The sequence below is a fragment of the Variovorax sp. GW821-FHT06D12 genome, assembly GCF_059419205.1.
Genome location: NZ_JBWKRI010000007.1, coordinates 60,854 through 79,181, shown reverse-complemented (window position 1 = coordinate 79,181; position 18,328 = coordinate 60,854). Strand labels below are relative to the sequence as shown.

Below are 18,328 nucleotides of genomic sequence, written 5' to 3'. Positions count from 1 at the left end.
TTGCTGGATCAGCCCGCGCCGTTCGCCTTGACCCAGCGCACGATGTCGGCCGCGCCCATCGCGCCGGCCTGCCGCGCGACCTCGCGCCCGCCCTTGAACAGCGCCAGCGTCGGGATGCTGCGGATGTTGAAGCGCGCGCCCAGCGCCTGCACCGCCTCGGTGTCGACCTTGGCCAGCCGCACCTGCGGTTCGAGCTGGGCCGCCGCCTGTTCGTAGGCCGGCGCCATCTGGCGGCAGGGGCCGCACCAGGGCGCCCAGAAATCGACCAGTACCGGGATCTCGTTGCGCGCGATGTGGCGATCGAAGGTGGCCACGTCGGGCAGTGCCGTGGAGTGGCCGGTGAACAGCGGGCGGTGGCAGCTGCCGCAGTCGGGCGCGCTGCCCAGTTGCGCCGTGCGCACGCGGTTGGTCGTGTGGCAGTGCGGGCAGACGATGTGCAGCGATTCGGATTCGGTCATCTCCGAAAAATAAGGGCCGGATGCGCGGATTGCAAGGCGCCGGCGCCGAGGGCGCCGGGCCTCAGAGCACCACGGGCGCGTCGGGCAGTTCGTTGGTGTCGGGCTGGTCATCGGCCAGCGGGAAGTGGGCCATCAGCAGCGCCGACACCTCTTCCAGCGCCAGCGTGATGCCGTCCTCGAAGCGGCCTTCGCGGAAGGCCACGGCCATGCGTTGCGTCATGGCGGCCCATTCGGCGGAGCCCACATGGGCGTCGATGCCGCGGTCGGCCACGATCTCGATGGCGTGCTCGGCCAGCAGCAGGTAGATCAGCACGCCGTTGTTGTGCGCGGTGTCCCACACGCGCAGCTTGCCGAACAGCGTCACGGCGCGTTCCCGGGGCGGTGCGTGGCGCCACAGGTAGGACATCGGCAGGCCGGCCTCGACGCAGATGCGGATCTCGCCGCTGTGGCGCCGCTCGCTCGCGGCCACGCGGCCCGCGAGCCGCTCCATCGCGTCGGCCGGCAGCACGCGGCGCACCGCGGCTTCGTCGGTCCAGCGATGCCGCCAGATGCGGCCGAGCTTCGAGAAGAGCGTGGGGTCTGCAGTTGCCATGGGTTCACCAGTCTCCCGAGGCGCCGCCGCCGCCAAAATTGCCACCGCCGCCGGAGCTGAATCCGCCGCCGCCACCTCCGCCGCCGCTGCTCCAGCCGCCACCACCCCCACCGCTGCTCCAGCCACCCCCGCCGCCACCGCCTCGGCCGCCACGACCGGGGCCGAAGCCGGCAAGGCCCGAGAACAGCGAGACCATGAGCGCAATCAGCCCTGCGATCACCGCGATGACCGTGCTGGTCGTGAGAAAGAACGCGACCACGCCGATACCGCCGCCCATGGCGACCGAGCCCATCGTCTTGCCCAGGATGGCGCGCGCGATCGGGGCGCCGACGAAGACGCCGACGAACAGGAAGATCGCGAGGTTCTCCCAGTCGAAGCCGTCGTTGCTGCTGCCACTACTGCTGTTGCGCGAAGGCTCGGGCAGCGGCTCGCCGTCGACCAGGCCGATGAGCCGGTCCACCGCTGCGTTCAGGCCGCCCGCGAAGTCGTTGTTGCGAAAGCGCGGCTTCATCTCCTCGTCGATGATGCGCACCGCCGCGAGGTCGGGCACCGCGCCTTCGAGCGTCTTGGCCGTGGCGATGCGCATCTTGCGATCGTCCTTGGCGACGATGACCAGGAGGCCGTCGCCCACGCCCTTGCGGCCGATCTTCCAGGTGTCGCCCACGCGCTGCGCGTAGCTCGCGATGTCTTCGGGCGCCGTGGTCGGCACCATCAGCACCACGATCTGCGAGCCCTTGCGTTGCTCGAAGGCCGCGAGCTTGGTTTCCAGGCCCGAGCGCTGCGCGGCGTCGAGCGTGCCGGTCTGGTCGATCACGCGCGCCGTGAGCGTGGGGATCGGCAGCAGGCCCTGCGCCAGCGCGGGCAGGCCGGCCCAGGCAAGGGCCGCGATGAAGATCGCTGCCAGTGCGCGGCGGATCAGGGCTGCGGCCATCGGCGCCGCTTCTTACTTCTTCGGTGCGCTGAAATCGACCGTCGGCGGCGTCGAGATCTGGGCTTCGTTCTGCACCGAGAAATTCGCCTTCGGCTTGTAGCTGAAGACCATGGCCGTGAGGTTGGTCGGGAAGCTGCGCGCGAGCACGTTGTACTCCTGCACGCTCTCGATGTAGCGGTTGCGCGCCACGGTGATGCGGTTCTCGGTGCCCTCGAGCGTCACGCGCAGGTCGCGAAAGGCCTGGTTGGCCTTGAGGTCGGGGTAGCGCTCGGCCACCACCATGAGGCGCGACAGTGCCGACGACAGCTCGCCCTGCGCCTGCTGGAACTTGTTGAAGGCTTCGGGGTTGTTGAGCGTCTCGGGCGTCACCTGGATCGAGGTGGCCTTGGCGCGCGCCTCGATCACCTTGGTGAGCGTGTCCTGCTCGAAGCTGGCTTCGCCCTTCACGGTGGCGACGATGTTCGGCACGAGGTCGGCACGCCGCTGGTACTGGTTGAGGACCTCGCTCCAGGCCGACTTGCTGGCCTCGTCGAGGGACTGGAACTGGTTGTAGCCGCATCCGCTGAGGGACAGGACGGCCGCGAGAATCAGGAACCAGCGCTTCATCATCATTTGCATTACCTCCGCAGAAGGAGGCCGAAGTTAGCATAGATGGGGTCATGGCCCTCGATCCCCTCCACGCCCTGCAGGCCGCGAACCGCGCGGTTCCGCCCGCTGCCGCGCCGCCCACCGGCACGCTGCTGATCGCGGGCGCGACCGGCGCGCTCGGCCAGGAGCTGCTGCACCGGCTCGCGGGCCGCCACCGCTTCCAGCGCACGCGCGTGTTGGCGCGCGAGCCCATGCACGACGGGCTGCCCGGCGTCGAGACCGTGCAGTGCCCGGCGCTGCCGATCGCGCAGTGGCCGCCCGTCGCGGCCGACGTGGCGGTGATTGCCTTCGATCCGCCTCGCCTGTACCACGGCCGCGAGCGCGCGCTGTGGCACCCCGAGCCCGCCGACCTGCCCGAACTGGCGCGCTGGCTGCGCGCCAGCGGCGTGCGCACGCTGGCCATCGTGCAGCCGCACGACCGCGGCCGGCTGCCCGAGGCGCTCAAGCGCGGGCTGGCCAGCCTCGACGAGCAGGCCGTGGTCGCCTGCGGCTTCGAGCGCCTGATCCTGCTGCGCTCGGCGCGCAAGCCGGCCGACGTGCGCCTGGCCAACCTGGGCGAGCGGCTCGCGGCCTGGATGCTGTCGATCATGCGATTCATGGTGCCGGCCAACGAGCAACCGGTGCGCGCGCCCAAGATGGCCGAGCTGATCGACCTCGCGTTGCGCGTGGCGCCGCCCGGCGTGCACGTGGCCGCGCCCGAGATGGTGTGGCAGGCCGCGCAGGGCGCCACCGAGGCGGCGGCGCGCGCGTGGCTGATTCCCGCGTCCGCGCCCGAAGCACCCACGGCCGGGTCGCCTGCTGCCACATGGCCGTGACATGGGCAGGGCAAAATCCGGCCTACCCCCTTCGCTCTCGCCCTTCACCGCCATGCCCAAGACCCCTTTCCGCGCCGCCGCGGCCATCGGCGGCACTGCCGACGATGTCGAGGCCGCCTTCTATGAAGCGCTGCAACGCGGCGATGTCGATGCGCTGATGGCCTGCTGGGCCGACGAGGACGAGGTGTTCTGCGTCCACCCGGGCGGCCCGCGGCTGGTGGGCGCGGTGGCGATCCGCTCGGCCTTCGAGCAGATGTTCGCCAACGGTGCCATCCATGCGACGCCGGCGCGTGTGCGCAAGATCGAGTCGCTGGCGAGCGCCGTGCACAACGTGCTGGAGCGCATCGAGGTGCTCACGGCCGAGGGGCCGCGCCATGCCTTCGTGCTGGCCACCAACGTGTATCACAAGACCGCGCAGGGCTGGCGCATGGTGGCGCACCACGCGAGCCCGGGCAGCGCGCGCGAGCCGGACGACGCGAACGATCCACCACAGGTCCTGCACTGAGTCCTGCTTCGAGCGATGGCCTCTCCCTTTCCTTCGTCCTCTTTCTCACCGGATTCCGCGTCGCCCGTTGCCTACGGCGCCATGGGCTACGACGCCCCGCGCTGGCTGCCCGGCGGCAACCTGCAGACCATCTGGGCCGCGCTGTGCGCGCGCCGTTTCGACGGGGCGGCGCCGGTGTACCGCCGCGAACGCTGGACCGCGCCGGACGGCGACTTCATCGACGTCGACTTCGCCGATGCGCCGCAGCCCGGCCCCCGGCCGCTGCTGGTGCTGTTCCACGGGCTCGAGGGCTCGTCGCGCAGCCACTACGCCGAGGCCTTCGCGGCCTTTGCCGCCGCGCGCGGCATGGCTTTCGCGGTGCCGCACTTTCGCGGCTGCAGCGGCGAGCTGAACCTCGCGCCGCGCGCCTACCACTCGGGCGACCACGAGGAGATCGACTGGATCCTGCGGCGCATGCACGCGCAGCACGTGGTGCAGGGCGGCGGCGGGCCGGTGCTGGCGGCCGGCGTCTCGCTGGGCGGCAATGCGCTGCTGCGCTGGGCCTGCGAGGCGGGCGAGAGCGCGCGGGCCTCGGTCGACGCGGTGGCGTCGGTGTGCGCGCCACTCGACCTGGCGGCGGGCGGCGAGGCGATCGGGCGCGGCTTCAACCGGCTGGTCTACACGCGCATGTTCCTCGCGACCATGAAGCCCAAGGCGCTGGCCAAGCTGGCGCAGTTCCCGGGCCTGTTCGACCGCGACCGGCTGATGGCCGCGCGCGATCTCTACGACTTCGACGACGTGTTCACGGCCCCGCTGCACGGCTTTCGCAACACCGACGACTACTGGGCGCGCGGCTCGTCCAAGCTGCTGCTGGGCGCGATCCGCGTGCCCGCGCTGGTGGTGAACGCCCGCAACGACCCCTTCATTCCGGCCCGCAGCCTGCCGGGGCCGAACGAGGTCGGGTCGCACGTCACGCTGTGGCAGCCCGCGGGCGGCGGCCACGTGGGCTTTCCGCTCGGCCTGCCGCCGGGGCACGTGGGCGGAATGCCCGAGCGCGTAGGAGGGTGGCTGGCCCACCACCTCTCGTCGACGCGGGCGCAAAATACGGCCCATGGATGACATCGTCAAACAGGCATTAGCCAAGTGGCCGAACGTGCCGCACTGCTACGGCTGGCTCGGCCTGGACGCGCGCGGCAACTGGTACATGCGCGACGACCGCACGCAGGCGCAGGGCCCGTTTCGCAGCGCCAAGGGCTCGATGCTGCGGCACGACAAGCTGATCGACTTCATCCACCGCAACTACGAGCACGACGCCGACGGCCAGTGGTTCTTCCAGAACGGGCCGCAGCGCGTGTATGTCGAGCTGGAGGCGGCGCCACTGGTGTGGCGCGTGGCGCAGCAGGGCGCGGGCGCGTTCACGGTCGCGGCCCACACGGGCGCGCCGGCCGAGGTGTCGGGCTGCCTGCTCGACGAAGAAGGCCGGCTCTATCTCGTGGCCCCGGCGGGGCTGGGGTTGGTGCACACGCAGGACGTGGGCATCGCCGCCGAAGCCGTGGAGCAGGGCGTCTGGACGCCGGAGCCGGTGCGGGCGGCCGACCTGCCGGGGCGCTTCGGCCATGTGCTGAGCCCGGCAGAGCGCCATGCAGGCGTGGCTGCATAGCTACTGAAAAGATAGCAACCCGGATCGTCCGGGCGTAAAAAAACCGGCCTGAGAGCCGGTTTTTTCATGGGCGCGAGGCGCCGTCGATCGCTTACTTGGCAGGCGCGCTGGCCGCAGCCGACGCACCTTCGGCCGGCGCGGCGGCCGCTGCCGGACGGTCCGGCACCGGGAACTTGGCGCCGCCGGCGTTGGCCAGGTACACCACGGCACGGCCGATTTCGATGTCTTCGAAGTCGCCGCCGCCCTGGGCGGGCATCGCGCCCTTGCCCTTGAGCGCGTGCTCGAGCAGCGTCGCGTAACCCTGGCCGATGCGCGGGCCCCAGGCTGCGGCGTCGTTCAGGTGCGGGGCGCCGGGGATGCCGGGCGCGCCGTGGCAGGCCACGCACTGGGCCTTGAACACGGCATCGCCAGCGGCCAGCGGCCGGTTGGCGTCACGGATCTCGATGGAGCCGACCTTCTTGAGGCGCTCGGCCACTTCACGGTCGCGCGATTCCTTGGTCACGCCGTAGAGCGCCATGTTGTCGCCCTCCGCGGTACCGGCGGGCTTGGTGCCCGAGACCACATAGGACACGAGGCCCACGATGATCAGGATCGGAATGATGAAAGAGAAAAATACCGCGAGCAGCAGTTGCTTCGGGTTCTTGATCGGGCCGGTATGGGCTTCTTCTGTGGCCTGGTTGTGCGGGTCTGCGCTCATGGCGTCCTCAATAACGGGGGGCTCGTCGGGGGCTTTTTCTAACCAACCGGCGATTATAGAGAGGCCCTTTGCCCGCGCGGGCAATTGACCTCTCCATATCGGACGCGCAGGTGTCTCAACCGTTGTTGCGTGTGGCCCAGCCGCCACCCAGCGTCTTGTACAGCGTGACCTGGTTCTGCAGCTGCAGCAGGCGCGTGGCCACTGCCGATTGCTGCGCCGTGAACAGCGAACGCTGTGCGTCGAGCAGGTCGAGCGCGCTGGCGATGCCGTTGCGATAGCGCAGGTCGGACAGCTTGTAGCGCACCGCCTCGGCGTCGGCCTGCGCGGTCTGCGCGCGTGCCTGCTCGCCCAGCGTGGCGCGGCCCGCGAGTGCGTCGGCTACTTCGCGGAACGCGGTCTGCACCGACTTCTCGTACTGCGCCACCGCGATCTCGCGCCCGGCCTTGGCCGAGTTGAGCCCCGCGATGTTGCGGCCCGCATCGAAGATCGGCAGCGTGACCGTGGGCGCGAAGCTCCAGGCCTTGGTGCCGCGGTCGAACAGGTTCGAGAACTCGCTGCTCGCGGTGCCGATCGAGCTGGTGAGCGACACGCGCGGGAAGAAGTTCGCGCGCGCCGCGCCGATGTTGGCGTTGGCCGCGATCAGCTGCTGCTCGGCCGCGCGGATGTCGGGCCGCTCGGTCAGCAGGTCGGAGGGCAGGCCGGCCGGCACGTCGGGCATCGGGCGGATGCCCGCGAGTCCCTTGGTGCCGCCGGCGGTGGCCTCGGCCGGCACCGGTGCGCCCAGCAGCAGGGCGAGCGCGTTCTCGTCCTGCAGGCGGGCACGCTGCTGCTGCGCATAGGCGGCGCGCGCGGTCTCGGCCTGCGAGTTCGCGGCCTGGAAGTCGATCTCGGATGACACGCCGTTGTCGAAGCGCAGCTTGGTCAGTCGCACCGACTCGTCGCGCGTGACCATGGTCTGGCGCGTGATCTCGAGCAGCTCGTCGTCGGCCAGCAGCGTGAGCCAGCCGCTGGCCACGGCCGCGATCAGGCTGATCTGCGCGGCCTTGCGCGACTCTTCGGTGGCCAGGTACTGCGACAGTGCCTGGTCCTTCAGCGCGCGGATGCGGCCGAAGAAGTCGAGCTCCCACGCGGTGAAGCCGAAGTTGACGGCGTACTGCGAGGCCACGCTGCCCTGCGTCGGATCGATCGCCTGGTAGGCGTTGGGGCTCGAGCGCGAGCCCGTGCCCGTGAGGCCGAGCGCCGGGAACAGCGCCGAGCGTTCGATCTGGAACTGCGCGCGCGCCTGCTCGATGTTGAGCACCGACACGCGCAGGTCGCGGTTGTTCGCCAGCGCCGTCTGGATCAGGCCCGCCAGGCGCGGGTCGGTGAAGAAGTCCTGCCAGGGCAGGGCGGCCGCGGCGGGGCCCGACGGCTGCGCCGGGTCGCCCGGGTAGGTCGTCGGCACCGGCGCCGCGGGGCGCTCGTAGGTCGGAATCAGCGAGCAGCCTGCCAGCAGCATCGCGGCGGCCAGCACGGTAGGGATCAGAGGTTTCTTAGTCATGGTGTGTGGTGTCTCCCGTGATGCCGGCCGCTGCCGCATGCCGCTTGTCGGCCTCGTGCTGGCGCGCGCTGCCCTTGAACAGCGTGCGCACCACCACGAAGAACACCGGCACGAAGATCACGGCCAGGACCGTGCCGGTCACCATGCCGCCGAGCACGCCGGTGCCGATGGCACGCTGGCTCGCCGAGCCTGCGCCCGAAGCCAGGACCAGCGGCAGCACGCCCAGGCCGAAGGCCAGCGAGGTCATGATGATGGGACGGAACCGCAGGTGCGCGGCCTCGAGCGCGGCCTCGACCACGCCGCGGCCCTGCGCCTGCAGGTCTTTCGCGAACTCGATGATCAGGATCGCGTTCTTCGCGGACAAGCCGATGATGGTGATCAGGCCCACCTGGAAGTACACGTCGTTGGAATAGGCGCGCAGCATCGTCGCCACCAGCACACCCAGCACGCCCAGCGGCACCACCAGGATCACCGACAGCGGGATCGACCAGCTCTCGTACAGCGCGGCCAGGCACAGGAACACCGCCAGGATCGCGAAGCCGTACAGGATCATGGCCTGCGAGCCGGCGAGCTTTTCTTCACGCGACTGGCCGGTCCACTCGAAGCCGAAGCCTTGCGGCAGCTGGCCGGCGAGCTTTTCCATCTCGGCCATGGCCGCGCCCGTGCTCTGGCCCGGCGCCGCGTCGCCGCTGATGCGGATGGCGGGGTAGCCGTTGTAGCGCACGGTCTGCGTGGCGCCCGAGACCCACTTGGTGGTCGCGAAAGCCGACAGCGGCACCGGTTGGCCCTTGGTGTTGACGGCGTTCAGGCGCAGCAGGTCGTCCGGCTGCATCCGTGCCGGCGCATCGGCCTGCACCACCACGCGCTGCAGGCGGCCGCGGTTCGGGAAGTCGTTGATGTAGCTCGAACCCAGCGAGGTCGACAGCGCGCTGTTGATCGCGTCGAAGCTTACGCCCAGGGCGTTGGCCTTGTCGCGGTCGATGTCGATCTCCAGCTGCGGCGCGTCTTCCAGGCCGTCAGGGCGCACCTGCGCGAGGATCTTGCTCTGCGAGGCCATGCCCAGCAGCTGGTTGCGCGCGTTGATCAGCGCCTCGTGGCCTGCGCCCGCGCGGTCTTGCAAGCGGAAGCTGAAGCCGCTGGCGTTGCCCAGTTCGGGAATCGGCGGCGGGCTCAGCGGGTAGATGAAGGCGTCGCGGATGCCCGACAGCGCACCGAAGGCACGGCCGGCCAGCGCGCTGGCCGAGTTGGCCGGGTCCTTGCGTTCTTCCCAGTCCTTCAGCGTCACGAAGGCGAGGCCTGCGTTCTGGCCCTGGCCGGAGAAGCTGAAGCCCATCACGCTCACGATGCTCTGCACTTCAGGCTGCTTCAGGATGAAGCCTTCGACCTGTTGCATCACCGACAGCGAGCGCTCCTGCGTCGCGCCCGGGGGCAGTTGCACGTTCACGATGATGTTGCCCTGGTCTTCCTCGGGCAGGAACGAGCTCGGCAGGTGCGTGTAGAAGTACGCGACGGCGCCGATGATCGCGGCGTAGATCACGAGGTAGCGTGCGGCGCGGCGCAGGATGCGCGCGACCACGCCTTCGTAGCCCTTGGCCGTGCGCGAGAAGCCGCGGTTGAACCAGCCGAAGAAGCCGCGCTTCTCATGGTGGTGGCCGGCTTCCACCGGCTTGAGCAGCGTGGCGCACAGCGCCGGCGTGAGCGACAGCGCCATGAAGGCCGAGAAGCCGATCGAGGCCACCATCACCGCCGAGAACTGGCGGTAGATGTTGCCGGTCGAGCCCGCGAAGAAGGCCAGCGGCACGAACACCGAGATCAGCACCACGGTCACGCCGATGATGGCGCCCGAGATCTGCTGCATCGCCTTGCGCGTGGCGTCGAGCGGCGACAGCCCCTCTTCGCTCATGATGCGCTCGACGTTCTCCACCACCACGATGGCGTCGTCCACCACGATACCGATCACCAGCACCATGCCGAACATGGTGAGCACGTTGATCGAGAAGCCCAATGCGAGCAGCGTGGCGAAGGTGCCCAGCAGCGCGATCGGCACCACGATGGTCGGGATGATCGTGTAGCGCCAGTTCTGCAGGAACAGGAACATCACCAGGAACACCAGCGCGATGGCCTCGAACAGCGTCTTCACCACTTCGGAGATCGAGATCTGCACGAAGCGCGAGCTGTCATAAGGAATGTCCCACTTCACGCCCTTGGGGAAGTAGCGTTCCAGCTCGGTCATCTTGGCGCGCACGGCCTTGGCCGACTTCAGCGCGTTGCCGGTCGGCGTGGGCTGCACGCCGATACCGACCGCGGGCACGCCGTTCAGGCGCGCCGAGGTGGCGTAGTTCTGGCCGCCGAGTTCGACGCGCGCCACGTCTTTGAGGCGCACGGTCGAGCCGTCGGTGTTGGCGCGCAGCACGATGCTCTGGAACTGCTCGACGCTGTTGAGCTGGCCGTTCACCGTGACGGTGGCGGAGATCGCCTGGCCGGGAATGTTCGGCAGGTCGCCGAGCGTGCCCGACGCCACCTGGGCGTTCTGCGCACGGATCGCGGCATTCACGTCGTTGGCCGACAGGTTGAAGCCTTGCAGCTTCGCCGGGTCGATCCAGATGCGCATCGCGTTCTCGGAGCCGAACAGCTGGGCCTGGCCCACGCCGTCGATCCGCTGCAGTTCCGGCACGATGTTGCGCGCGGCGTAGTCACCGAGCGCCACCGGGTCGAAGTCGGGGTTGTCCGAGGACAGCATCGCGAACAGCAGGAAGTTGTTGCGCGACTTGTCCACGCGCACGCCCTGCTGCGTCACGGCCGAAGGCAGCCGCGGCGTGGCGCGCGAGAGCCGGTTCTGCACGTCCACCTGCGCGAGGTCTTCGTTGGTGCCGGCCTCGAAGCTGATGGTGATGGCGCCGGTGCCGTCGGCCTGGGCCACCGATTCCATGTAGATCAGGCCGGGCGAGCCGTTCATCTCGCGCTCGATCACGGACAGCACGCTGTCCTCGAGCGTTTGCGCGGAGGCACCGGGGTAGGCGACGTTGATCACGATGGCCGGTGGGGCCACCGGCGGGTACTGCGAGATCGGCAACTGCGTGATGGCGACGCCGCCCACCACGATGATGAACAGTGCGATCACCCACGCGAAGATAGGTCGGTCGATAAAGAATTTGGCCATGCGAGGCGCTCCTGATTACTTCTTGTCAGCCGGGGCCGAAGCCGGGCTGGCGGCGGGTGCCGCTGCGGCAGCGGACGCTGCCGGTGCCGGTGCCGCGGGTGCAGCCGCGCCGTTCGGCGTCGGCTTTTGCCAAGGCACCGCCTTCACGGGCGTGCCGGGCGGCATCATCTGCAGGCGCTGGAAGCCGTCGACCATCACCTGTTCGCCGGCCTTCAGGCCGTCGAGCACCACCCACTGGTTGTCCTTGGCGGCGCTGATCTTCACGGTGCGCTGGCTCAGCTTGCCGTCGGCGCTGACCACCGTCACGTGGTCGCCCTGCTGGGTGCGCGTGACAGCCTGTTGCGGCACCGTGATCGCGTTCGTCACCTGGGCCTGCTCGAGCTTCACGCGCACGTACAGGCCGGGCAGCAGCTCGCCCTTGGGGTTCGGGATCTCGGCGCGCAGCGTGACCTGGCCCGTGGTCGGGTCGACCGTGAGGTCGGAGAACAGCAGCTTGCCGTCCTGCCCGTAGTCGGTGCCGTCTTCGAGCACCACGCGGATGCTCGCGGCTTCTTCGCCGCTCGCACGCTTGTACTGGCCGGCGGCCACGGCGCGGCGCAGCTTGAGCACGTCGGAGGCCGACTGCGTGAAGTTCACGTACAGCGGGTTGATCTGCTGCACCACGGCCAGCTCGGTGGCGTCGCCCTGGCCGACCAGTGCGCCTTCGGTGACCAGCGCGCGGCCGATGCGGCCCGCGATGGGCGAGGTGACATCGGCGTAGCCCTGGTTGATCTTGGCGGTCTGCAGCAGCGCGCGGTTGGCGGCCACGTCGGCGTCGGCCGTCTTGGCGGAGGCCACGGCCGTTGCATATTCCTGCTTGCTCACGGCGTTGGCCTCGACCAGCGGCTTGTAGCGGTCGGCCAGCGCCTTGGCCTGCACGGCGTTGGCTTCGGCGCGGGCCAGAGCGGCCTGGGCGTTCTGCGTGGCGGCCACCAGCGGTGCCGGGTCGATGCGGAACAGCAACTGGCCGGCCTTCACGTCGCTGCCTTCGCGGAACTCGCGCTTGAGCAGGATGCCCGGGGTGCGGGCGCGCACCTGGGCGATGCGCGAGGCTTCGAGGCGGCCGGGCAGCTCGGTCACGAGGCCCACGTCGGTGGGCTTGACCGTCACCACGCCGACTTCAGGCGCCGGACGGGCGCCACCGCCACCGCCGCCCGGACCGGCCGGGGCTTCGCTCTTGCCGCAGGCGGCCAGGAACAGAAGGGAGACGAGGGCCACGGTCGCGAGACGCGGCGAAAACGACAAGGACGGTTGACGCGAGACATGCAGAAGAGGCATGTGATTCCTTTGATGCGAAGACGGGAGATGGCGCGTTTGCGGGAGAGATCCGTAAACCAGCACGGGCAGGTGGGCCATCCGAGAAGCGCGCTAGTTTACATACATTCATGGATGTATAGTGACAGCCATGCAATGGCCCCACGATACGCAAAGGGCGTTCGCTTTACAAATCAGGAGACTTGGTGGCACGTCGTACGAAGGAAGAAGCACTGGCGACGCGGAATCGATTACTCGATGCCGCAGAGCTTCTGTTTCAGGCGCAAGGTGTTTCGCAGACCACGCTGCAGCAGATCGCGCAGCAGGCCGGCGCGACCCGGGGCGCCATCTACTGGCACTTCAAGGACAAGGCCGACCTGTTCAACGCCATGATGGAGCGCGTGATCCTGCCGCTGGAGACGCCGCCCAAGAGCGACATCCCCGGCGATGACCCGCTGGTCGAGATCGAGGAAGGCCTGATCCATGCGCTGACGCTCATGGTCGCCGACCCGCAGGTGCGGCGCGTGTTCGACATCGCGACCCACAAGGTCGAGTACACGCACGACATGGCTTCGGTGCAGCAGCGCCACCTGGACGCGCGCAACGCCTGCGTGGTCGATTTCGAAAAGGCCCTGCGGCTGGCCGCGCGGCGCGCCCGCATCCGGCTGCCGTTGCCGGGTGCGGTCGCGGCGCAGGGCATGCACGCCCTGATGGGCGGGCTGATCCAGAACTGGTTGCTCGACCCCACGGCCTTCGACCTCGTGTCGACCGGCCGGCGCACCTTCCGTGTCTACCTGGCCGGGCTCGGTTTCCCGCGCACGCCGGCCGGTGGCGTCCCGACGGCGCACGACGCGGAAACCACCGCGGCCTGATAGGCCATAATGTGTGGCTCCGGTGCATTCCGGAGCACCCCTCTCGCTGTATTTCAACGGATAGAATTCGGCCCTCCGAAGGCTGAGATCCAGGTTCGATTCCTGGCGGCGGGACCACCTTCAAGACCGGAAATTCCGCAAGGGCTTCCGGTTTTTTCACTTCTTCCCCGACCCGGCGCGGCCTTGCAAGACAAGGCCGATCCGGAGATCCGCGCGACCGGGCCGTGACACGCCGTTGCACCCTGTCACCCGGACGCACGCATGTAAAAATTCCCCGCATGATGGAGCTCTCCGAACTGGACGAAACCAGCCTCGCAGCACACGCCGCCGAATGGCGTCGGCGCGCGCTGCGCGGCGAGAAACAGGCCCGCGGCATCGCACATGCCCTGGAGGCCGAGATGCGCCGCCGCTTCGGCGATTCGATTCCGCCGAGCCAGAGCGCCGACCTGGACACCCGCCCCCTGGCCCTGCGCCAGCCGCCGCGCCCGTGGTGGAAGTTCTGGTGAGCCGGCCGCGCGCCTTCGCCGCCTGATCTGACATCCCTCGCAGCCGGTCATCGGTTGCAGCGCCCCGTCGGCCCTGACACCATGGCCGCATGGCATACCAACTTCATTACTGGCCCACGATCCAGGGCCGCGGCGAGTTCGTGCGGCTCGCCCTCGAGGCCGCGGGCGCCGACTACGTCGATGTCGCGCGGCTGCCCGCCTCGCAAGGCGGTGGTGAGTCCGCGCTGGGCCGACGGCTCGGCGACCCCGGCAACCCGCGCGCCGCGTTCGCACCGCCGTTCCTTGTCGACGGCGACATCGTGGTCGGCCAGACCGCCGCGATCCTGCTGTACCTCGGCCCCAAGCTCGGGCTGGCCGGCATCGGCGAATCCGACGGCCTGTGGACCCACCAGCTGCAGCTCACCATCGCCGACGCGGTGGCCGAGGCGCACGACACCCATCACCCGATATCGACCGGCGACTATTACGAAGACCAGCGCGACGCGGCCCTTCAGCGTGCGCGTGCCTTCCGCGAAGCGCGCATTCCGAAATTCCTGAACTGGTTCGAGCAGGTGCTGCAGCGCAACCCTTCGGGCGACCTGCACCTGGTCGGCGACGTGCTGACCTATGCCGACCTGTCGCTGTTCCAGCTGGTGGAAGGCCTGCAGTACGCCTTTCCCAAGGCCGCTGCGCGAGCGCTCGACGCCACGCCCGCGGTCGTGAGGCTGCACGCGAACATCCGGCGACGCCAGCGCGTGCATGACTACCTGCAAAGCCCCCGACGCATCGCGTTCAACGAGGACGGGATCTTTCGGTGCTACGCCGAGCTGGACGGTTGAGGGCTACGCGCCGTCATCGTCGCCGGCTTCGTTGCGGATGCGCAGCGCCAGCTCGTACAGCGTGTTGCGCGGCGCGCCGCTGATCTCGGCGGCCAGCTTCACGGCGGTCTTCACCGGCAGTTCCGCCAGCAGCAGGCGCAGCACGCGCTCGCCTTCCGCACCGCCGTCGCCGCTCACCGCCACGGGGTGCAGCACCAGCGCGAACTCGCCACGCGTGCGGTCGCGGTCGGCGCCGAACCAGTCGGGCAGCGCACTGGCGGCCACGGTGGCGATTTCTTCGAACTGCTTGGTGAGCTCGCGGCCCACGGTGATGCGGCGCTCGCCCAGCACGGCCAGCGCGCGGCCCAGGCTGTCGATGCGGTGCGGCGCTTCCAGCAGCACCACGGCGCGCGGCTCCTGCGCGAGGGCCTGCACGGCGGTGTCGCGTTCGCCGGACTTGCTCGGCAGGAAGCCCGCGAACACGAAGGCGCTGCTGTTGTGCGCGTGGCTGCTCTCGCCGCCCTCGGCCACGAGGCCGGCCGCGCTCACGAGCGTGACGACGCTGCTGGCGCCCGGCAGCGGCAGCACGCGCTGGCCGGCCGCGCGCACGGCGGCGGCCAGGCGCGCGCCGGGGTCGCTCACGCCGGGCGTGCCGGCGTCGCTCACGTAGGCGATGCGCTCGCCCTGCGCGAGCCGCGCGACCACGGCCTGTGCGGCCTCGGCCTCGTTGTGCTGGTGCACCGCGAGCAGTTGCGCGCCGGGGCGTTCGATACCGTAGGCGCGCAGCAGGCTCTGCGTGTGGCGCGTGTCCTCGCAGGCCACGGCGTCCACCAGCTGCAGCACGTGCAGCGCGCGCAGCGTGATGTCGGCCAGGTTGCCGATCGGCGTGGCGACGACGTACAGCGTGCCCTGCGGATAATGCTGCGCGCCCGCGGCGTCGAGCGCGGCCGGCAGGGCCGCGCCGAAGGAAGCAGGGGCGAGTGAAGCCAAGAGGTTTCTCCGTAGGGCAGCGAAAACAAGAACAGGGCAGGGAGCCATGACGACCAGCACCACGACCACGAAGCATCGCGGAGATGCGGCGGAAGACGCCGCGCTCGACCACTTGCGCCAGGCCGGCCTCGTGCCGGTCGCGCGCAATTATCGGACTCCGGGGCGCGGCGGCGGCGAGGTCGACCTGATCATGCGCGATCCGCGCGATGGCACGCTGGTGTTCGTCGAGGTGCGACAGCGCAGCGCGGGCTCGCACGGCGGCGCGGGCGGCAGCATCACGGCGGGCAAGCAGCGGCGCATCGTGCTGGCCGCGCGGCACTACCTGGGCCGTTTGCGCGCATTGCCGCCATGCCGTTTCGATGTGGTGCTGATCGAGGAGAAAATCACCTGGCTGAAAGCCGCCTTCGACGCCGGCTGACGCACCCGCCAGGGAACTGAAGCCTTGCTGAAGGCTCCACCACTCAAACTTCTTGTTTCACGACCCCCAGTTATCATCGCGCCCCATGCTCGAGCAACGGATTCAGCAGCACTTCATCGACAGTGCCGACCTCAAATACCAGACCGGCCCGGTCCTCAGCAAACCCATCTCTCAAGCGATGCAGGCCCTGCTGGCCTGCGTGACCAGCGGCGGCAAGGTGCTGGCCTGCGGGGCCGGCGTGTCGGGCCTGCTGGCCGCGCAGTTCGCCTCGAACTTCGTGGGCCGCTTCGAACGCGAGCGCCCCGAGCTGGGCGCCATTGCGCTGCCCGGCGACACCACCGACCCGGCGGCCGACAGCCCGCAGGCCGCCGATGCCGATCGTTTCGCGCGCCAGGTGCGCGCGCTCGGCCAGGCCGGCGACGTGCTGCTGGTGCTCAGCGCCAGCGGGCAGTCGTCCGCGGTGCTGGCTGCCGTGCTTTCCGCGCATGAGCGCGACATGACGGTGGTGGCGCTGCTCGGCAACGCCGCCACGGGGCTGGCCACCGCGGCGCCCGGCGTCGGCGGCACCGGCGGCGCCATCGGCCGCGCGCTGCGCGAAACCGATGTACAGATCAGCGTGCCGCACGAGCGTGCGGCGCGCATTCACGAAATCCACCTGCTCGCGCTGCATTGCCTGTGCGACGGCGTGGATGCCCAGTTACTCGGAGAACAGGAAGTTTCCTCATGACCATGACGACCCTGACCAAGGCCTCGACCCAACGTTTCGCCCTGGCGCTCACCCTGGGCGCGGCCCTGGTGGCCGGACTGTCCGCCTGCGTGCCGCTCGTCGTGGGCGGCGCCGCGGTGGTGGGCGTGGGCATGGTGGCGACCGACCGCCGCAGCTCGGGCGCGCAGCTCGACGACCAGGGCATCGAGCTGCGCGCCGCGGCCCGCGTGCGCGACATCGCCAACGACAACATGTACGTGAGCGTCACCAGCTTCAACCGCCAGGTGCTGCTGACCGGCGCCGTTGGCAACGACGCCGACCGCCGCCGCGTCGAGGACGAGGTGAGCCGCGTGGTCAACGTGCGCTCGGTGGTGAATGAACTCACCATCGGCGCCCCGAGCACCTTCCAGGACCGCTCGAACGACCTGTACATCACCGGCAAGGTGAAGGCCTCGCTGCTCGACGCCAAGGACATCTTCGCCAACTCCTTCAAGGTCGTGACCGAGCGCAGCACGGTCTACCTGATGGGCATCGCCACGCGCCGCGAGACCGACCGCGCCACCGAGATCACGCGCGGCGTGACGGGCGTGGCGAAGGTCGTGCGCGTGGTCGAGGTGGTGAGCGAGGCCGACCTCGCCGCGAGCCAGGCGGCCAACCAGTCCGCTGCGCAGCGCGGCGGCACGGGCCCCGCACCGGTGAGCAATGCGACGCCATCGACGCCGGGTGCTGCCTCCTCGGGTTCGCGCGTGCCGCTGCCGCCGATGGAGCCTCTGCCCGCGCCGGCCGGTGGCGCGACGACCTCGCCGGTCCGCTGAAACCCAAAAGCCCGCTTCCGCGGGCTTTTTTCATTTGAGCCTGGTGATGAGGCTCGAAGTGTCCCAGCGCCTGCCGCCGGCCTGCTGCACGTCGGCATAGAACTGGTCGACCAGCGCCGTCACCGGCACGCGCGCGCCGTTGCGCTTGGCTTCGTCGAGCACCAGGCCCAGGTCCTTGCGCATCCAGTCGACGGCAAAGCCGAAGTCGAACTTGCCTTCGATCATGGTCTTGCCGCGGTTGTCCATCTGCCAGCTCTGGGCCGCGCCCTTGCCGATGACGCCGAGCACGGCTTCCATGTCCAGGCCGGCGCGCTGGCCGAAGGCGATGGCTTCCGACAGGCCCTGCACCAGCCCCGCGATTGCGATCTGGTTCACCATCTTCGCGAGCTGGCCCGCGCCGCTGTCGCCCAGCAGCGTGACCGCGCGCGAGAAAGCCATCGCGACCGGCTTGATGCGTTCAAACACGGCCGCGTCGCCGCCGCACATCACGGTGAGCGCGCCGTTCTGCGCGCCCGCCTGGCCGCCCGACACGGGCGCGTCGATGAAGTGCAGACCGCGCGCCTGCGCCGCCTTCGACAGCTCGCGCGCCACGTCGGCCGAGGCCGTGGTGTGGTCCACGAGCACGGCGCCGGGCTTCATGCCGGCCAGGGCGCCGTCGTCGCCGAGCACCACCGAGCGCAGGTCGTCGTCGTTGCCGACGCAGCAGAACACGATGTCCGCGCCGGCCGCCGCTTCGCGCGGGGTGGGGGCGTGGCGGCCGGGCGCGCCGAACTCGGCGACCCAGGCCTGCGACTTGGCGGGCGTGCGGTTGTAGACCGTGACCGTGTGGCCGGCCTTGGCCAGGTGCCCGGCCATGGGCCCGCCCATGACGCCGAGGCCGAGAAAGGCCACCGTCTGGGCGGGAACGGATTCGTAGGTGCGGGGGTTGATGCTGCTCATGGCCGAC

General features: G+C 69.8%; 20 protein-coding genes and 1 tRNA gene. 11 read left to right on the top strand and 10 right to left on the bottom strand.

Going from position 1 to position 18,328, the window contains the following annotated elements; translation table 11 throughout:
- Nucleotides 1-8: 8 nt before the first annotated feature.
- From trxC to AC07SQ_RS21515, 4 genes are all read right to left on the bottom strand, one after another.
- Nucleotides 9-458 carry a thioredoxin TrxC gene (gene trxC / locus AC07SQ_RS21530; RefSeq protein WP_070063801.1) on the bottom strand — a complete coding sequence of 150 codons (450 nt, stop codon included), beginning with the start codon at nt 456-458 and terminating at the stop codon, nt 9-11.
- A 61-nt stretch (nt 459-519) separates the two neighbouring features.
- Nucleotides 520-1,050: a TPM domain-containing protein gene (locus AC07SQ_RS21525; protein ID WP_095950149.1), complete on the bottom strand. Its 531-nt coding sequence runs from the start codon at nt 1,048-1,050 to the stop codon at nt 520-522.
- A gap of 4 nt (nt 1,051-1,054) precedes the next feature.
- Nucleotides 1,055-1,981, bottom strand: coding sequence for a TPM domain-containing protein (locus tag AC07SQ_RS21520; RefSeq protein ID WP_495272786.1), 927 nt, complete (start codon nt 1,979-1,981; stop codon nt 1,055-1,057).
- 12 nt (nt 1,982-1,993) lie between these two features.
- Nucleotides 1,994-2,593, bottom strand: coding sequence for a LemA family protein (locus AC07SQ_RS21515; protein WP_175497129.1), 600 nt, complete (start codon nt 2,591-2,593; stop codon nt 1,994-1,996).
- A gap of 47 nt (nt 2,594-2,640) precedes the next feature.
- On the opposite strand from AC07SQ_RS21515, the gene AC07SQ_RS21510 reads away from it, so the two are divergent.
- From AC07SQ_RS21510 to AC07SQ_RS21495, 4 genes are all read left to right on the top strand, one after another.
- Complete coding sequence (locus AC07SQ_RS21510) at nt 2,641-3,444, top strand: Rossmann-fold NAD(P)-binding domain-containing protein (protein WP_495272785.1); 804 nt, start codon at nt 2,641-2,643, stop codon at nt 3,442-3,444.
- Between the two features lie 52 nt (nt 3,445-3,496).
- A complete protein-coding gene (locus AC07SQ_RS21505) occupies nt 3,497-3,949 on the top strand; it encodes a YybH family protein (protein WP_495272784.1) in 453 nt (150 codons plus the stop codon).
- A gap of 81 nt (nt 3,950-4,030) precedes the next feature.
- Complete coding sequence (locus tag AC07SQ_RS21500; protein ID WP_495272783.1) at nt 4,031-5,047, top strand: YheT family hydrolase; 1,017 nt, start codon at nt 4,031-4,033, stop codon at nt 5,045-5,047.
- Entirely contained in the window at nt 5,040-5,588 is a 549-nt protein-coding gene (locus AC07SQ_RS21495) for a DUF2946 family protein (RefSeq protein ID WP_495272782.1), read from the top strand. Before AC07SQ_RS21500 ends, AC07SQ_RS21495 begins: the two co-directional genes overlap by 8 nt.
- Nucleotides 5,589-5,679: 91 nt before the next feature.
- Here AC07SQ_RS21495 and AC07SQ_RS21490 read toward each other — a convergent pair whose 3' ends face one another.
- From AC07SQ_RS21490 to AC07SQ_RS21475, 4 genes are all read right to left on the bottom strand, one after another.
- Complete coding sequence (locus AC07SQ_RS21490) at nt 5,680-6,285, bottom strand: c-type cytochrome (RefSeq protein WP_062481762.1); 606 nt, start codon at nt 6,283-6,285, stop codon at nt 5,680-5,682.
- A 115-nt stretch (nt 6,286-6,400) separates the two neighbouring features.
- Nucleotides 6,401-7,825 carry an efflux transporter outer membrane subunit gene (locus AC07SQ_RS21485; RefSeq protein ID WP_062481759.1) on the bottom strand — a complete coding sequence of 475 codons (1,425 nt, stop codon included), beginning with the start codon at nt 7,823-7,825 and terminating at the stop codon, nt 6,401-6,403.
- Nucleotides 7,818-10,985: an efflux RND transporter permease subunit gene (locus tag AC07SQ_RS21480; protein WP_495272781.1), complete on the bottom strand. Its 3,168-nt coding sequence runs from the start codon at nt 10,983-10,985 to the stop codon at nt 7,818-7,820. Before AC07SQ_RS21480 ends, AC07SQ_RS21485 begins: the two co-directional genes overlap by 8 nt.
- Nucleotides 10,986-11,000: 15 nt before the next feature.
- The gene (locus AC07SQ_RS21475; RefSeq protein WP_495272780.1) at nt 11,001-12,302 is read right to left on the bottom strand and encodes an efflux RND transporter periplasmic adaptor subunit; all 1,302 of its coding nucleotides are present in this window, start codon (nt 12,300-12,302) and stop codon (nt 11,001-11,003) included.
- Between the two features lie 182 nt (nt 12,303-12,484).
- On the opposite strand from AC07SQ_RS21475, the gene AC07SQ_RS21470 reads away from it, so the two are divergent.
- The 4 genes from AC07SQ_RS21470 to AC07SQ_RS21455 all read left to right on the top strand — a co-directional run bounded on the left by AC07SQ_RS21470 (nt 12,485) and on the right by AC07SQ_RS21455 (nt 14,474).
- Nucleotides 12,485-13,150: a TetR family transcriptional regulator gene (locus AC07SQ_RS21470; protein WP_370869694.1), complete on the top strand. Its 666-nt coding sequence runs from the start codon at nt 12,485-12,487 to the stop codon at nt 13,148-13,150.
- A gap of 42 nt (nt 13,151-13,192) precedes the next feature.
- A tRNA-Arg gene (locus AC07SQ_RS21465) sits at nt 13,193-13,267 on the top strand.
- A 161-nt stretch (nt 13,268-13,428) separates the two neighbouring features.
- Entirely contained in the window at nt 13,429-13,656 is a 228-nt protein-coding gene (locus tag AC07SQ_RS21460) for a hypothetical protein (RefSeq protein WP_062481748.1), read from the top strand.
- Nucleotides 13,657-13,745: 89 nt separating this feature from the next.
- Nucleotides 13,746-14,474: a glutathione S-transferase gene (locus AC07SQ_RS21455; protein ID WP_495272779.1), complete on the top strand. Its 729-nt coding sequence runs from the start codon at nt 13,746-13,748 to the stop codon at nt 14,472-14,474.
- Nucleotides 14,475-14,477: 3 nt separating this feature from the next.
- On the opposite strand, the gene rsmI is transcribed toward AC07SQ_RS21455, so the two are convergent.
- A complete protein-coding gene (gene rsmI, locus AC07SQ_RS21450; RefSeq protein WP_495272778.1) occupies nt 14,478-15,443 on the bottom strand; it encodes a 16S rRNA (cytidine(1402)-2'-O)-methyltransferase in 966 nt (321 codons plus the stop codon).
- 46 nt (nt 15,444-15,489) lie between these two features.
- On the opposite strand from rsmI, the gene AC07SQ_RS21445 reads away from it, so the two are divergent.
- From AC07SQ_RS21445 to AC07SQ_RS21435, 3 genes are all read left to right on the top strand, one after another.
- Nucleotides 15,490-15,861: a YraN family protein gene (locus tag AC07SQ_RS21445; protein ID WP_139701305.1), complete on the top strand. Its 372-nt coding sequence runs from the start codon at nt 15,490-15,492 to the stop codon at nt 15,859-15,861.
- 85 nt (nt 15,862-15,946) lie between these two features.
- Nucleotides 15,947-16,588 (top strand): SIS domain-containing protein, encoded by a 642-nt coding sequence (locus AC07SQ_RS21440; protein ID WP_062482322.1) that lies wholly within the window; start codon nt 15,947-15,949, stop codon nt 16,586-16,588.
- On the top strand, nt 16,585-17,382 hold the full coding sequence (locus AC07SQ_RS21435; protein WP_495272777.1) for a BON domain-containing protein: 798 nt from the start codon (nt 16,585-16,587) through the stop codon (nt 17,380-17,382). The genes AC07SQ_RS21440 and AC07SQ_RS21435 overlap by 4 nt, the downstream gene beginning before the upstream one ends.
- A 30-nt stretch (nt 17,383-17,412) precedes the next feature.
- On the opposite strand, the gene AC07SQ_RS21430 is transcribed toward AC07SQ_RS21435, so the two are convergent.
- Nucleotides 17,413-18,321: an NAD(P)-dependent oxidoreductase gene (locus tag AC07SQ_RS21430; RefSeq protein WP_495272776.1), complete on the bottom strand. Its 909-nt coding sequence runs from the start codon at nt 18,319-18,321 to the stop codon at nt 17,413-17,415.
- Between the last annotated feature and the right edge of the window lie 7 nt (nt 18,322-18,328).